General features: G+C 62.2%; 15 protein-coding genes and 2 tRNA genes. 11 read left to right on the forward strand and 6 right to left on the reverse strand.

Translation table 11 applies throughout. From position 1 onward, the window contains the following. From J7392_RS09930 to J7392_RS09940, 3 genes are read left to right on the forward strand one after another with little or no spacing between them, the layout of a single operon-like run. Nucleotides 1-948 (forward strand): iron chelate uptake ABC transporter family permease subunit, encoded by a 948-nt coding sequence (locus J7392_RS09930; RefSeq protein WP_209217408.1) that lies wholly within the window; start codon nucleotides 1-3, stop codon nucleotides 946-948. Then, a complete protein-coding gene (locus J7392_RS09935) occupies nucleotides 938-1,882 on the forward strand; it encodes an iron chelate uptake ABC transporter family permease subunit (RefSeq protein WP_209217409.1) in 945 nt (314 codons plus the stop codon). The genes J7392_RS09930 and J7392_RS09935 overlap by 11 nt, the downstream gene beginning before the upstream one ends. After that, nucleotides 1,879-2,631 carry an ATP-binding cassette domain-containing protein gene (locus J7392_RS09940; protein ID WP_209217410.1) on the forward strand — a complete coding sequence of 251 codons (753 nt, stop codon included), beginning with the start codon at nucleotides 1,879-1,881 and terminating at the stop codon, nucleotides 2,629-2,631. The genes J7392_RS09935 and J7392_RS09940 overlap by 4 nt, the downstream gene beginning before the upstream one ends. A 134-nt stretch (nucleotides 2,632-2,765) precedes the next feature. Here J7392_RS09940 and J7392_RS09945 read toward each other — a convergent pair. Beyond that, a tRNA-Asn gene (locus tag J7392_RS09945) sits at nucleotides 2,766-2,840 on the reverse strand. 276 nt (nucleotides 2,841-3,116) lie between these two features. On the opposite strand from J7392_RS09945, the gene J7392_RS09950 reads away from it, so the two are divergent. After that, nucleotides 3,117-3,506, forward strand: a complete 390-nt coding sequence (locus tag J7392_RS09950; protein ID WP_209217411.1) for a DoxX family protein — start codon at nucleotides 3,117-3,119, stop codon at nucleotides 3,504-3,506. 62 nt (nucleotides 3,507-3,568) lie between these two features. Here J7392_RS09950 and J7392_RS09955 read toward each other — a convergent pair whose 3' ends face one another. The 3 genes from J7392_RS09955 to J7392_RS09965 form a co-directional block, all read right to left on the reverse strand. Then, complete coding sequence (locus J7392_RS09955; RefSeq protein WP_209217412.1) at nucleotides 3,569-5,155, reverse strand: gamma-glutamyltransferase family protein; 1,587 nt, start codon at nucleotides 5,153-5,155, stop codon at nucleotides 3,569-3,571. A gap of 143 nt (nucleotides 5,156-5,298) precedes the next feature. Further along, the gene (locus tag J7392_RS09960; RefSeq protein ID WP_209217413.1) at nucleotides 5,299-5,520 is read right to left on the reverse strand and encodes a hypothetical protein; all 222 of its coding nucleotides are present in this window, start codon (nucleotides 5,518-5,520) and stop codon (nucleotides 5,299-5,301) included. Nucleotides 5,521-5,742: 222 nt separating this feature from the next. Continuing rightward, nucleotides 5,743-5,832, reverse strand: a tRNA-Ser gene (locus J7392_RS09965). Nucleotides 5,833-6,266: 434 nt separating this feature from the next. Between J7392_RS09965 and J7392_RS09970 the strand changes: the two genes are divergently transcribed. After that, the gene (locus J7392_RS09970) at nucleotides 6,267-6,569 is read left to right on the forward strand and encodes a hypothetical protein (RefSeq protein ID WP_067261696.1); all 303 of its coding nucleotides are present in this window, start codon (nucleotides 6,267-6,269) and stop codon (nucleotides 6,567-6,569) included. Nucleotides 6,570-6,654: 85 nt separating this feature from the next. On the opposite strand, the gene ychF is transcribed toward J7392_RS09970, so the two are convergent. Both ychF and J7392_RS09980 read right to left on the reverse strand, forming a co-directional pair. Next, nucleotides 6,655-7,752 (reverse strand): redox-regulated ATPase YchF, encoded by a 1,098-nt coding sequence (gene ychF, locus J7392_RS09975; RefSeq protein ID WP_209217414.1) that lies wholly within the window; start codon nucleotides 7,750-7,752, stop codon nucleotides 6,655-6,657. 59 nt (nucleotides 7,753-7,811) lie between these two features. Next, nucleotides 7,812-8,003: a hypothetical protein gene (locus tag J7392_RS09980; protein ID WP_067261693.1), complete on the reverse strand. Its 192-nt coding sequence runs from the start codon at nucleotides 8,001-8,003 to the stop codon at nucleotides 7,812-7,814. Nucleotides 8,004-8,159: 156 nt separating this feature from the next. On the opposite strand from J7392_RS09980, the gene trpA reads away from it, so the two are divergent. The 6 genes from trpA to J7392_RS10010 all read left to right on the forward strand — a co-directional run bounded on the left by trpA (nucleotide 8,160) and on the right by J7392_RS10010 (nucleotide 13,803). Next, nucleotides 8,160-8,951: a tryptophan synthase subunit alpha gene (gene trpA, locus J7392_RS09985; protein ID WP_209217415.1), complete on the forward strand. Its 792-nt coding sequence runs from the start codon at nucleotides 8,160-8,162 to the stop codon at nucleotides 8,949-8,951. Nucleotides 8,952-9,090: 139 nt separating this feature from the next. Then, entirely contained in the window at nucleotides 9,091-10,281 is a 1,191-nt protein-coding gene (locus J7392_RS09990) for an alpha-hydroxy acid oxidase (protein ID WP_067261685.1), read from the forward strand. Continuing rightward, nucleotides 10,275-10,895 carry a hypothetical protein gene (locus J7392_RS09995; RefSeq protein WP_209217416.1) on the forward strand — a complete coding sequence of 207 codons (621 nt, stop codon included), beginning with the start codon at nucleotides 10,275-10,277 and terminating at the stop codon, nucleotides 10,893-10,895. The genes J7392_RS09990 and J7392_RS09995 overlap by 7 nt, the downstream gene beginning before the upstream one ends. A 113-nt stretch (nucleotides 10,896-11,008) precedes the next feature. Further along, nucleotides 11,009-11,662: a 50S ribosomal protein L25/general stress protein Ctc gene (locus J7392_RS10000; RefSeq protein WP_209217417.1), complete on the forward strand. Its 654-nt coding sequence runs from the start codon at nucleotides 11,009-11,011 to the stop codon at nucleotides 11,660-11,662. A 175-nt stretch (nucleotides 11,663-11,837) separates the two neighbouring features. After that, nucleotides 11,838-12,536 carry an aminoacyl-tRNA hydrolase gene (gene pth, locus J7392_RS10005; RefSeq protein WP_209217418.1) on the forward strand — a complete coding sequence of 233 codons (699 nt, stop codon included), beginning with the start codon at nucleotides 11,838-11,840 and terminating at the stop codon, nucleotides 12,534-12,536. A 91-nt stretch (nucleotides 12,537-12,627) separates the two neighbouring features. After that, nucleotides 12,628-13,803, forward strand: a complete 1,176-nt coding sequence (locus tag J7392_RS10010) for a serine hydrolase (protein WP_209217419.1) — start codon at nucleotides 12,628-12,630, stop codon at nucleotides 13,801-13,803. Nucleotides 13,804-13,806 lie beyond the last annotated feature (3 nt).

A 13,806-nucleotide genomic window follows, 5' to 3' on the forward strand; every position in this document is an offset into this window, starting at 1 on the left:
GTGGCGCTCGCCCTTGCCTGTCTCCTTGTGGTCCTATCGGTCGCCTCGCTCTTCGTCGGGGTGATCGACCTGTCTTGGGCGGCGCTTTGGTCTGATCCGGCTGCCTTGGAACTGCTGGTGGTCAGCCGCGCGCCGCGCACCATCGCCGTGGTGATTTCGGGCGGGGCCTTGGCCGTGAGCGGGGCCATCATGCAGATGCTGGTGCGCAACCGTTTCGTCGAACCGATGACCGCGGGCACGGGCCAAGGCGCGGCGCTTGGTATCCTTTTGGTCACCCTCTTCGCGCCGGGGGCCTCCATCTTCGTCAAGATGGTCCTCGCCTCCCTCACCGCCCTTGCGGCGGGCGCGGGGTTTCTGGCCATCGTGCAGCGCCTGCCCCCGACCCAGCCCCTGCTGGTGGCGCTGGTGGGGCTGATCTACGGCGGCATCCTTGGGGCGGCGGTCACCTTCATCGCCTATCAGGCGGACCTGCTGCAATATGTCGAGATCTGGATGAACGGTGAATTCTCCGGCGTGTTGCAGGGCCGGTATGAGTTGCTTTGGCTGGTGGCGCTGGTGGCGGCGCTGACCTATCTCGCCGCCGATCAATTCGCGATCATCGGCATGGGCCGCACGGCCAGCATCAACCTTGGCCTGAACTACGGGCAGACGATGGTGCTGGGGCTGCTGGCCATCTCCATCGTCACCGCCCTAACCGTGGTGACAGTGGGGCTGATCCCCTTTGTCGGGCTGGTCGTGCCCAATATCGTGGCCCGGCTCGCAGGCGACAATCTGAGGCGGAGCCTGCCGCTCACCGCGATGACCGGCGCGGGCCTCGTGCTGCTGTGCGACATCCTCGGGCGGCTGATCCGCTATCCTTATGAAATTCCCGTGGGCACGGTTTTCGGCGTGGTGGGCGCCCTGCTGTTCCTGTGGTTGCTGCATGGGCCCAAACGCCATGTATCCTAAGCGTCTTTGGTGGCTTCTGGCGCTGCTGGGCCTTTGCATCGCGCTCTACCTCGGGCTGGGGGCGCGGGGGAACTGGGGCTTTGTCCTATCGTTTCGCGCCAATAAATTGATCGCCTTGCTGCTGGTCGCCGTCTCCGTCTCGACCGCCACGGTGCTGTTCCAGACCATCACCCGCAATCACATTCTGACCCCTTCGGTCATGGGGTTCGATGCGCTCTATCTGCTGACGCTGACGGTGCTGATCTTCGTGCTCGGCGGCCAGACTTTTACCCAACTGCCCGAAATTGCGCAGTTTCTGGTGAACAGCCTCCTGCTGATGGGGGCCGCACTGGCGCTTTTCGGCACGCTCTTGCGCCGCGGCGGGCATGATCTGTTTCGCATGATCCTGACGGGCATCATCTTTGCCGGGCTGTTCCGGTCGGTCTCAAGCTTTCTGCAACGGGTCATCGACCCTAATGAATTCATGGTCGTGCAGGCCAACGCCTTTGCCCGTTTTGGCCGGGTCGATACCCCGCTGCTCACCCTCGCCGCCCTCTTGACCGGCGGCGCGCTGATCGCCGCTTGGCGGATGCGCCACCGGCTTGACGTGCTGTCGCTGGGCGATGAAAGCGCCGTCAACCTCGGCGAAGACCCGAAGCGCGGCATGTTCCAAGTGCTGGTTCTCGTGTCGATCCTCGTCTCGGTCTCGACCGCGCTGGTGGGGCCGATGGCCTTTCTCGGCCTCTTGGTGGTCAGCGTCGCCCGGCAGATCACCCCGGTAATGTTTCATAGCGTCATGCTGCCCTCGGCGGGACTGGTATCGGCCATCACGCTGGTCGGCGGGCAGATGGTGCTGGAGCGCGCCCTACGCTCCTCGACCCCGCTTGTCGTCATCGTCGATGTGCTTGGCGGCCTTGTCTTTCTAATCCTGCTGCTGCGGAAAAAACCCAGATGATCACCATCCATGACCTGAACCACGACCGGGACGGCAAGCCGACCCTGCGCGAGATCGATCTGACCTTGCAGAGCGGCGGGATAACCGCACTGATCGGCCCCAACGGCGCGGGGAAATCGACGCTTCTGTCGCTGATCGCCCGGCTGATCCCGCTTCAGCAGGGGCAGATCATGGTCGATGACTTGCAAATCGGCGCCTGCGCGAACGACGCATTGGCCCGACGCTTGGCCATTCTGCCCCAAACCAGCGATGCGGCCCCCCTGCTGACGGTCCGCGAGTTGGTGAGTTTTGGCCGCTACCCCTACCACAAGGGCCGCCCGAGCGCGGAAGACCGCGAAAAGGTAGAGGCGGCACTGGCGACCTTCGACCTTGCCCCCCTCGCCGAGCGCCGCCTCGACACGCTTTCAGGCGGTCAACGCCAGCGCGCGCAGGTGGCCATGACCTTTGCGCAGGAGACCGATTATATCCTGCTCGACGAGCCGCTTAACAACCTCGACATCGCGGCCTCGCGCGGCCTGATGCACACATTACAAGACCTCGCCCGCTCCCATGGCCGGACCATCGTGATCGTGCTGCACGATATCAACTACGCCGCCGCCTATGCCGATCAGATCGTGGCGATGAAGGACGGACGGATCACGCATCACGGCGCAGCGCGGGAGGTCGTGACGGAGGCGATGCTTTCGGAGGTTTATGGGACTTCGGCCAGGGTGCATCGTATTGGGGATACGGTTGTGGTGGCCGTTTGAGGGAGGGGCAAGGGGCGATTGGCTAAGGCCGCATCCCATTTTTGCGCTACAGGAAAAGAGCGTTCTATCCCCTCCAGAGAACGAGAAAAGCCGCCTATTGAGGCGGCTTTATCTAATTGATCTCTATAAGAAATTGGCTCCGGCGGTAGGGATCGAACCTACGACCAATTGATTAACAGTCAACTGCTCTACCGCTGAGCTACGCCGGAATGCCTATGTCTGTCTTTCGGGCAATGCCCTCGGACAGCGGCTCTTTAACGCGGGTGGTCCGGGGTGCGCAAGAGCAATTGACCGATTGAAGTGAATTTTTTTCGATTATCTGCAAACCCCCGTGAAATGCGCCCCGCGACACGGTTCCGCACCGGGGGCGGCATCACAGGTCCGTGACACATCCCCTCCTCCGGCGCTTAAGGGCTGGACGGGTTGCGCGGGCTGCGGTTGAAACTGGGCTCATATGAACAACCCAATGTCCTGAAAGGGAAAACATGACCTTCCTCTCCCCCTACCAGCCGCAGATACTCTCGCTTTTCCGCATCATGTCGGGGCTCTTGGTGCTGCAACATGGCACGACCAAGATCCTTAGCTTTCCAGCCGGGCCGATGAACGGCGTGTCGATCGCCTCGATGGGTGGAATCGCGGGCGTGATCGAATTGGTCTTTGGCGTCTTGCTGGTGATCGGCCTGTTCTCGCGCCTGTCAGCCTTTATCCTGAGCGGCTTGACGGCGGTTGCCTATTTCATCGCGCATATGCCGCAGGGGTTCTTTCCGCTGCTGAATGGCGGTGAATTGGCGGCGCTTTACAGCTTTGGCTTTCTCTACCTTGCCTCCGCCGGGCCGGGGCCCTGGACGGTCGACGCGATGCGCGGGCAAGGCTGAAAGCAAAACGGCATGGCCCCGGAACGGGCCATGCCAAACTCACATGGGCAGAGACGCCCGGATCAGAAACCCGCCGCCTGCCCGTCTTTGCGCGGATCGGACCCGGCGGAATATCCGCCCTCGGGCAGGCGCTGCACCAGCTGCGCGCCGCCGAAGCCGAACGCGTTGTCGGGCGCTTCGACATGGACGACATGGCCCAGATCGCGCAGCCCTTGCAAAAGCTCGGGCGCCATCGCCGGCTCGCAAGCTACTTCCAGCCCCGACAGAATGCGCCAGCGCGGCGCATCGGCGGCGACCTGAACGTCCTGCCCCCAAAGCTGCGTGCGCAGCAACAGTTGCATATGGCCTTGGGCCTGAATCGGGCCACCCATCATGCCATAGGCCATCAGGGGCTGGCCGCCTTTCATCGCGAAGCCGGGGATGATCGTATGGAAGGGCCGCTTGCCCCCCGCCACGATATTCTGATGCCCCGGCGCAGTGGTGAAGCCAAAGCCGCGGTTCTGCATCGACACGCCCGTCCCCGGCACCACCACGCCCGAGCCGAAGCCCGCGTAGTTCGACTGGATGAAGCTGACCATCATGCCCGAGGCATCGGCCGTGCTCATCAGAACCGTGCCGCCTTGCTTGGGCGCGCCAGCGCCAAAGTCCTGCGCCTTCTCGGTTGAGATCAGCGCGGCGCGGGACTTGAGGTACGCGGGATCGAGCAGCGCCTTTTCGTCGACCTCCGTCATGGCCGTGCGATCCGCCACATAGGCATGCAGATCACTATAGGCGAGCTTGCAGGCTTCGATCTGCAAATGCACCGCCATCAAGTCGTCTGCGCCATGCGCGCGAATGTCACTATGCTCCAGAATGCCGAGCGCCATCAGCGCGGCGATCCCCTGCCCGTTTGGCGGGATTTCATGCAGTTCCACATCGTCGAAGCTTTGGCTGATCGTGCCGCACCATTCGGGCTTATTGGCCGCCAGATCCGCCATGGTCATCGCGCCGCCATTGGCCTTGGCATGGGCCACGATCTCTTCGGCGATCTCCCCCTCGTAAAAGGCGCGGCCATTGGTCTCGGCGATCAGGCGCAGGGTGCGGGCCGCGCCGGGATTGCGGAACCGCTCCCCCGCTTTCGGGGCGCGGCCCTCAGGCAGGAAGGTCTCGGCAAAGCCCGGCTGCTTGCCCAGAACCTCGGCCCCGCGCGCCCAGAGTGTCGCGATGGTGGGCGAGACGAGGAAGCCCTCTTCGGCATAGCGGATCGCCGGGGCAAGCACCGTCGCCAAATCGAGTTTGCCGAACTTCTCCATCAATTCGACCCAAGCGCTGACCGCGCCCGGCACGGTGACACTGTCCCAACCATGCTCGACCATACCCTCGGGGAACCGCTCAGGCGACCAAGCCGCTGGCGCGCGGCCCGAGGCATTGAGCCCGTGCAGCTTCTCCCCATCCCACAGGATGCAGAAAGCGTCAGAGCCCAGCCCGTTGCCCGTAGGCTCCACCACCGTTAGCGCCGCGGCGGTGGCAATGGCCGCATCCACCGCGTTGCCCCCCTGCTGCATCATTAAGAGACCGGCCTGCGTGGCCAAGGGCTGAGAGGTCGCGACGACATTGTCGGCAACCACGGGAGATCGGTGGGACGGATAAAGGGGATCGTGACGAAGCATGGCTGTCCTTTGCTTGGGTAAGGCCAGCGGCACGGTCAAACCGGCCGCCTGCGGCGTTGCCGGCAAAGTGAACGTGAATGCATCTGCATGCAACTGCCCAGCGGGAGAATTCCGCGGGGATGCCGTGCTTGTTGGCGGCTTTGTTACCCGCCGCTGCCCGCGGAGCTGCCTGCCTTGAGGCGCAGCATCTTGCGGTGGTGGCGGAAGCTCCGCTCGCAATGGCCCGGGGTGAAGATCATGACCCACAGCGCCCAAAGAACGCTCTCCTCCCGGTATTGCCACGCCCTTGCACAGAGCGACTGATCGGCATCGGAGAAGATGCAATTATGCAGGATGCGAGACCAGTCTCTTACGTTAACCAACATCTGGAACCTCCCTTTCGCTGAGCGATGGGGCGTGTCGCCGTCATCGCCAAGGATCTGGTCCCCCCGGATGTTTAGAATACTGGCCGAAAATTCTGCCGAGAATAAGGCGGAGGGCTGGTAAGACCGTGCCGGGCAAATGTAACGAAGTTGCAAAGCGGGGGTACGCTGGGGGCGCATGCGATGACAGCCCGGACGGGGGCGGTGCTATCGTGCAGGTGTGGGTGGCGGAGACGAAGGGATTCGAACCCTCGAGACCCTTCCGGGCCTACTCCCTTAGCAGGGGAGCGCCTTCGACCACTCGGCCACGTCTCCGTCGACCCGTCTAAAGAGGTCGCGCCCGAGGGGCAAGGCGAAATTCGTGGGAAATTCTGCATTTCTTGCGGTGGGTTTCTTTTTCCGCCCGCTGATCCGCCGCGCTGAGACGGAATGCTGCGTGATCGACCGTGCTGCTGTGCAGAAGCAGCCATCCCAGTAGCCCCAACCACTGGCATTTCCCGGCCATTTGGCGCGGCTGTAGCAACTTACACGGCAGCGTGAATAACTTGTGAAACAATGCGAGGGATATAGCAAATAACTGAATATATACAGAAAAACAGACTGCAGCCTTCCTTCGAACAAGCAAAACGCCCCGCCATCCCCCCAAACTCGCAACCGCAGCGAAACTTTCACGGCGGAGCGCCCGTTACTTCACCACAAACGATGACATCGCAAGGACGCGATTTAATAGAGACCTGAAGGAACACGCTATGAAACTCATCATGACCACCGCCGCCGCCGCTTTGATCTCCACCGCTGCCGTTGCCGACAACTCCACCCGTCACAACGACATTTTCCTCGACACTTCGGTGAACGCTGACGCAAGCGACGTCTATGGCAACAACGACCGTATGCGGAACCCGCATGCCTCGACCAAGGCGAACGACATCATGCTGAACACCGCCGATACCGACAAAAACCGCGACACCGTGATGAGCACGCGCAACGCCCTGCGTAGCCCCGGTGAAGGCTATGTCTACGGTGGCTTTGGCCCGGGCAACGACAGCAAGTAAGCTGTTGCCCTAAAAAACAAAAAGCCCGGCAGCGCGCGCTGCCGGGCTTTTTATGTGGCGGAGGTCTCGGCCCCTGCCCCGCTGATCAGGTGTTGAACAGGAAGTGCAGCACGTCGCCGTCTTTGACGATATAGCCCTTGCCTTCGGCCCGCATCTTGCCTGCTTCTTTCGCAGGGCCCTCACCGCCGAGGCTTACGAAATCATCATAGGCGATGGTCTCGGCGCGGATGAAACCTTTCTCAAAATCACCGTGGATGACGCCAGCCGCCTTGGGCGCGGAGGTGCCGGACTTGATGGTCCAAGCACGCGCTTCTTTGGGGCCGACGGTGAAATAGGTCTCAAGGCGCAAAAGCTCATAGCCCGCGCGGATCAAACGGTCGAGTCCGGCTTCCTTCAGCCCCATTTCCTCAAGGAACATCTCAGCCTCTTCGGCTTCGAGCTGGCTGATCTCCTCTTCGATCTGGGCCGAGATCACCACATGGGAATTGCCCTGTGCGGCGGCCATCTCGGCGACTTTGGCGGAATGTTCATTGCCCTCGGCGGCCTCGGATTCGCCCACGTTGCAGACATAGAGCACCGGCTTGGTGGTCAGCAGTTGCAGCATGCGCCAAGCCTTGGCGTCATCTTCATCGACCTCGACCACGCGGGCGGGCTTGCCGTCTTCCAGCGCTTCCAGCGCCATGCGCATCAGACGCTCTTGCTGGACCGCTTCCTTGTCACCGCCACGCACCTTGCGGACGATGTTTTGCAAACGTTTTTCGATGCTTTCGATGTCGGCCAGCATCAGTTCGGTGTCGATGGTCTCGGCATCGGCCACGGGGTCAACGCGGCCTTCGACATGGGTCACGTCGCCGTCTTCAAAACAGCGCAGCACATGGGCGATGGCGTCGACTTCGCGGATGTTGGCGAGGAACTGGTTGCCCAGACCTTCACCCTTCGACGCGCCTTTCACCAGTCCGGCGATGTCGACGAAGGTCATGCGCGTGGGGATGATGCTTTTCGAACTGGCGATCTCGGCCAGTTTGTCGAGCCGCGCATCGGGCACCGCCACCTCGCCGACATTGGGCTCGATGGTGCAGAACGGAAAATTCGCCGCCTGCGCCGCAGCGGTGCGGGTCAGCGCGTTGAAAAGGGTCGATTTGCCGACGTTCGGCAGACCGACGATGCCCATTTTGAAACCCATGACGATACCCCTATAAAAGCTGCGCGTGTGTTAGGGGTAAGGGCCGCAAAGCGCAAGGCTCAGCGCGCGCGTCGGTCCTGATGCGCCTGATAGATCAGGATCCAAGCGAGCAGAATGAACATCGGATGCGTCAACCCGCCCGAGAAGATGATCGCGGGCAGCCAGATCAGGAAGACCACGATGGACAGGATCGGCCGTCCGATAAGCAGGATCGACAGCGGCGGCAGGAAAAGGGCGAGTACATAGTTCATGGCCCATGAGATAGGAGGTTTTGCGAAAAATGGAAGGGCGCGGCGTGCCATAGGCGACCACGGGAGGCGAATTTTGCCGCCCCCTGCCCCGCGGTGGATTGATTTTCACCGCGACATTCGGCATTGCCGAGGAAAGCACCAAATGAGGCAAGCCACATGACCCGTATCGACGCCAAATTCGAAGACCTCCGCGCCCGCGGCAAAAAGGCGTTTGTGTCCTATGTGATGGCCGGCGATCCTGATTTCGACCGTTCCCTTGAGATCGTGCGCGGCCTGCCTGCCGCCGGGGTGGATATCATCGAACTTGGCCTGCCTTTCACCGATCCGATGGCCGATGGCCCGACGATCCAGCTTGCCGGTCAACGCGCCCTCGAAGGGGGCATGACGCTGAACCGCACGCTGGAAATGGTCCGCGCCTTCCGCGAAAGTGACGAAACGACCCCGATCGTGCTGATGGGCTATTACAACCCGATCTATTCCATGGGCGTCGAGACGTTTCTGAAAGAGGCCAAAGACGCCGGGATCGACGGGTTGATCGTGGTCGACCTGCCGCCCGAAGAAGACATCGAGCTTTGCCTGCCCGCGCAGGACGCCGGGTTGAACTTCATCCGCCTTGCCACACCCACGACAGACGACAAGCGCCTGCCGCGCGTGGTTCAGAACACCTCCGGCTTCGTCTATTATGTCTCGATCACCGGCATCACCGGCTCGGCCGAGGCGAATGCCGCGGATGTCTCGCCCGAGGTGGCGCGCATTCAAAAGGCCAGCGGCCTGCCCGTCATCGTGGGCTTTGGCGTGAACACGCCCGAGAAAGCCCGCGCCATCGCCGAAGTGGCCGACGGCGTGGTGATCGGCTCGGCCATCGTCAGCCGGATCGCCAATGGCGACAGCGCAGAGGATGTGCTGGGCTTTGTGAAGTCACTGGCCGACGGGGCACATTCAGCGTAACCCCCCTCGCTTTGGGAAACGACCCCAAGCCCGCGCTGCCCCACTGGCCGCGCGGGCTTTTTCGTCGCCGCAGCCTTCCCAATTGCCAAGCCCCCCACCAGTTGCTACCAAAAGTTAACCCATTCAGCACAGGTGGCCCATGCCCGTCATCACCAGCATCGACGATCTCAAACGTATCTACAAACGCCGCGTCCCGCAGATGTTCTACGACTACGCGGAATCGGGCAGCTGGACCGAGCAGACTTTCCGTGAGAATTGCAGCGACTTTGACCAAATCCGCCTGCGCCAGCGGGTCGCGGTGGACATGTCGGGGCGCAGCACCGCAACGCAGATGATCGGCGAAGACGTGGCCATGCCGGTGGCCCTCGCCCCCGTGGGCCTGACGGGGATGCAATGCGCCGACGGGGAAATCAAAGCCGCGCGCGCAGCCGAAGCCTTTGGCGTGCCCTTTACCCTCTCGACCATGTCCATCAATTCCATCGAAGACGTGGCAGAGGCGACGACGAAACCCTTTTGGTTTCAACTCTATACCATGCGCGACCAGGACTATGTCAGCCGCCTGATCCAGCGCGCGAAGGACGCGAACTGCTCGGCCCTCGTCATCACGCTTGATCTGCAAATCCTCGGACAGCGGCACAAAGACCTGAAAAACGGCCTTTCCGCCCCGCCCAAACTGACAGTCAAAACACTCGCCAATCTTGCCACCAAATGGGGCTGGGGGCGCGAGATGCTGGGTGCCAAACGGCGGCATTTCGGCAATATCGTAGGACATGTGCATGGGGTCACCGACAACGCCGACCTTGGTGCTTGGACGGCGGAACAGTTCGACCCCTCGCTCGATTGGGACAAGATCGCCAAGATCAAAGAGCAATGGGGCGGCAAGGTCATCCTCAAGGGCATTCTGGATGCCGAGGATGCGCGCATGGCGCTGAAAGTCGGGGCCGATGCGATCATCGTCAGCAACCACGGCGGGCGGCAGCTCGATGGGGCGCTAAGCTCGATCCGCATGCTGCCAGAGATCCTCGACGCGGTGGGCGACCAGATCGAAGTGCATCTCGATGGCGGTATCCGCTCGGGTCAAGACGTGCTCAAAGCCATGGCCATGGGGGCCAAGGGCACCTACATCGGGCGCGCCTTCATCTATGGGCTGGGCGCGATGGGGCAGCCGGGCGTGACCCGCGCGTTGGAGGTGATCCACCGCGAGTTGGATCTGACCATGGCGCTCTGCGGAGAGACGCAGATCGCCAACCTCGGGCGGCACAACCTGCTGATCCCGCGCAACTTCGGCGGTGACTGGCAGGAACGGCCACGCGATCCGGGCACATGCTAATCTTTCTCAGCCGCAACCTTACCTTTCTCGCCACGCCAAAAACCGGGACCACCGCAGTCGAAATGGCGCTGAAACCCGAGGCCGAGATCATCTTTTCGCGGGGGCGCAAACATGTAACTGCCCTGCGTTATCGGCGGCGCGTCCTGCCCTTTTTGCAGGAAACCTTCTCGGCCTCCCCCGAGGCTTTGGCGGTGATGCGCAACCCTGTCGAGCAAATCCGAAGCTGGTATCGCTACCGCAGCCAGCCCCGGCTGGATGGCAAACCGCTCAGCACCAAGCGGCTGAGTTTCGAGGATTTCGCGCTTGAAGTCATTTCCGAGACGCCCCCGCCCCGCGCGCAGATCGGCAGCCAGTTTTCCTTTCTGACCTCTGACCACGGCGACCTGCTGGTCGAGCACCTCTTCGCCTATGAACGCCAACCGGCCTTTCGCGATTTTCTGGCCGAAAGGCTGGGGCGTGAGGTCAAGCTTAAGCCCAAGAACGTCTCACCCGATCTGCCCGCGCCCCTGTCGCAGGAGGTCGAATCCCGCCTGCGCGCCGCACGCGCCAAGGAGTTCGCCCTCTATGACCGGCTCATGGCGGCGGACGGCTATCTGCGCACGCCGCAGGAATAGCGCCGCCCCCGCCCTTTTGCCCTTTCCAGCCGGGCAAAACCGGTCTATACGCGCGGCTTCACGCGGGAATACAGCCTTGGAGGATTCCCGCCCTAACAAATTTGGAGACTAAAATGGCCGGAGAGATTCCTGATCTTGAAGCCCAGGTACGCGCGGGGACAGGCAAGGGCGCCGCTCGCCAAGCACGTCGTGACGGCATGGTTCCTGGTATCGTATTTGGTGGCGACAAAGAGCCGCTGCCGATCAACATCCCTTTCAACAAGCTGCTGACCAAGCTGCGCGCAGGCCGCTTCAAAGCGACCCTGTTCAACCTCAAGGTTGAAGGCCACGACGACGTTCGTGTGATCTGCCGCGACGTTCAGCGCCACGTCGTCAAGGACCTGCCCACGCACATCGACCTGATGCGCCTCAAGCGGACCACCAAGATCAACCTGTTCATCAACGTCGAAGTCAAAGGCGAAGAAGAATGCCCCGGCCTGAAAAAGGGTGGCGTGCTCACTCTGGTCCGTCCGGAAGTTGAACTGGTCGTCACCGCCGCGGACATCCCCGAGCATGTGACCGTCGACATCTCCGGCCTCGAAATCGGCGACAGCGCGACCATCAGCCGCGTCGACCTGCCCGAAGGTGTGAAACCCACGATCGACCGCGACTTCGTCGTCGCGACGATCTCTGCACCTGCTGGTCTGGCCGCGTCGGATGACGACGATGACGACACGGCAGCGGACGAAGTGCCGACAACCGAAATGGGCCCGCCCGACGGTGAATAATAGCGCGCCGCAAGGCTGTGCTGAAACGGGGTCGCATCACGCGGCCCCGTTTTGCATTTAGGGCCCGATTTCTTTCAAAGAAATCGCCCCGGAATTTACAAAAAATTCCGGCGACCTTGGGGACATTCTCCCGCCCCGCTTGTTAAGATAGGCGAAACCAAAGGAGACCTCGCCCATGAAACTGATCGTCGGCCTCGGCAATCCGGGCGCGAAATATGCCCGCAACCGTCACAACATCGGCTTCATGGCGCTGGACCGCATTGCTGATGATCACGGGTTTTCCGCATGGAAAGGCAAATTTCAGGGCAGCGTCAGCGAGGGGCGGTTCGGCTCTGACCGGGCGGTGCTGCTCAAGCCCGAAACCTTTATGAACAACTCCGGCCAATCGGTGCAGGCGGCGATGAAGTTCTACAAGATCGACCCCGCTGATGTGATTGTTTTTCATGACGAATTGGACATCGCCCCCGGTAAGGTCAAATGCAAGACCGGCGGCGGCCATGCAGGCCACAACGGGCTGCGTTCGATCCACGCGCATATCGGGGCGGACTATGACCGCGTGCGCATGGGCATCGGCCACCCCGGCCATAAGGACGCGGTGGCGGGCTATGTACTGCGCGACTTTCCCAAAGCAGACGAAGGCTGGCTCGACGATGTGCTGCGCGGCGTCTCAGACGGGGCGGCGGATCTTGCACGGGGCGACACCGGGCGGTTTATGAACGCCGTGGCACTGCGCGTGGCCCCGCCCCGCTCGGGCACCGGCAGCAAGGGGCCAAAGAAACCCACCGAAGCCCAGCCCAAGCCCGCCCCCAGCAAACCCGAGCCGGAGGCAGACCCCCAATCGCCGCTGCAAAAGCTGATGGACCGCTTCCGCTGACGCTTTCGGCCTCACGCCCCTGCTGACGCAATGTCGGGCTGGCCCCCGCCCCCGCGCCGTGGTTCACTGCGGGCCAACAGGGGGGGATATCATGCGTACATTCGGAAAATGGCTGGGCCGGGTCTTGCTGGCGCTTTTGCTGGCGGCCATCGTCATCGGTCTTTGGAAGCGGGAAGAGATCGAACGGCTCTTGGCGGTGAACTCTCTCTTCTCCGAAGAGAAGATCGTGCACAACTTCAGCCATATGGACGGTGCTTTCCTCTCCGCCCCCGTTTCGCGCGGAGACGGGCTGACGACCGAGCTTCCCTATGGCCCCGAAACCGAACTGCCAAAGGCGGTGGACGACTGGATCGCGGCCCGTGACGTGACCGCGCTGGTGGTGCTGAAAGACGGCGCCATCGTCTATGAGAACTACTTTAAAGGCACCGGCCCCGAGGACCGCCGCATCAGCTGGTCGGTGGCGAAAAGCTATCTTTCGGCGCTGGTGGGCATCCTGCTGGAGGAGGGCCAGATCGCATCCCTCGACGATCCGGTGACCAAATACGCCCCCAGCCTGAAGGGCAGCGCCTATGACGGGGCCAGCCTGCGCAACGTGCTGCATATGGCCAGCGGCGTCACCTTTGACGAAGATTATCTGGACTACGATTCGGACATCAACCGCATGGGCCGGGTGGTGGCGCTTGGCGGCAGGCTCGACGATTTCACCGCCGAATTGTCCGAGACCTTCACCGCGCCGGGCAGCCAGTGGCAATATGTGTCGATCGACACCCATGTGATCGGCATGGTGGTGCGCGGTGCCACCGGGCGCAGCGTGCCTGAGTTGTTGAGCGAGAAGGTCATCGCGCCCTTGGGGCTGGAACATGCGCCCTATTACATCGTCGATGGCTCCGGCACCGCCTTCGTGCTCGGGGGCCTCAATATGACCACGCGCGACTATGCCCGTTTCGGCCAGATGTTCGCCCAAGGTGGGCAATGGAACGGCCAGCAAATCGTGCCCGAAGACTGGGTAACAGAATCGACCAGCCCCACCGCCCCCACCGCCGAGGGGCGCATCGGCTATGGCTATCAATGGTGGATCCCGCAGGGCGCGCCCGAGGGGGAATATATGGCGCGCGGCATCTATGGGCAGTACATCTATGTCGACAGCGCCCGCGATGTGGTCATCGCCACCAATGCCGCCGATCGCAAATTCCGTGAGGCCGGGGTGGCGGAACAGAACATCGAGATTTTCCGCCAGATCGCGGCCTCACTCGACGAGGACAGCTGAGAC

Source organism: Sulfitobacter sp. R18_1 (assembly GCF_017743915.1).
Taxonomy (GTDB): Bacteria; Pseudomonadota; Alphaproteobacteria; order Rhodobacterales; family Rhodobacteraceae; genus Sulfitobacter; species Sulfitobacter faviae.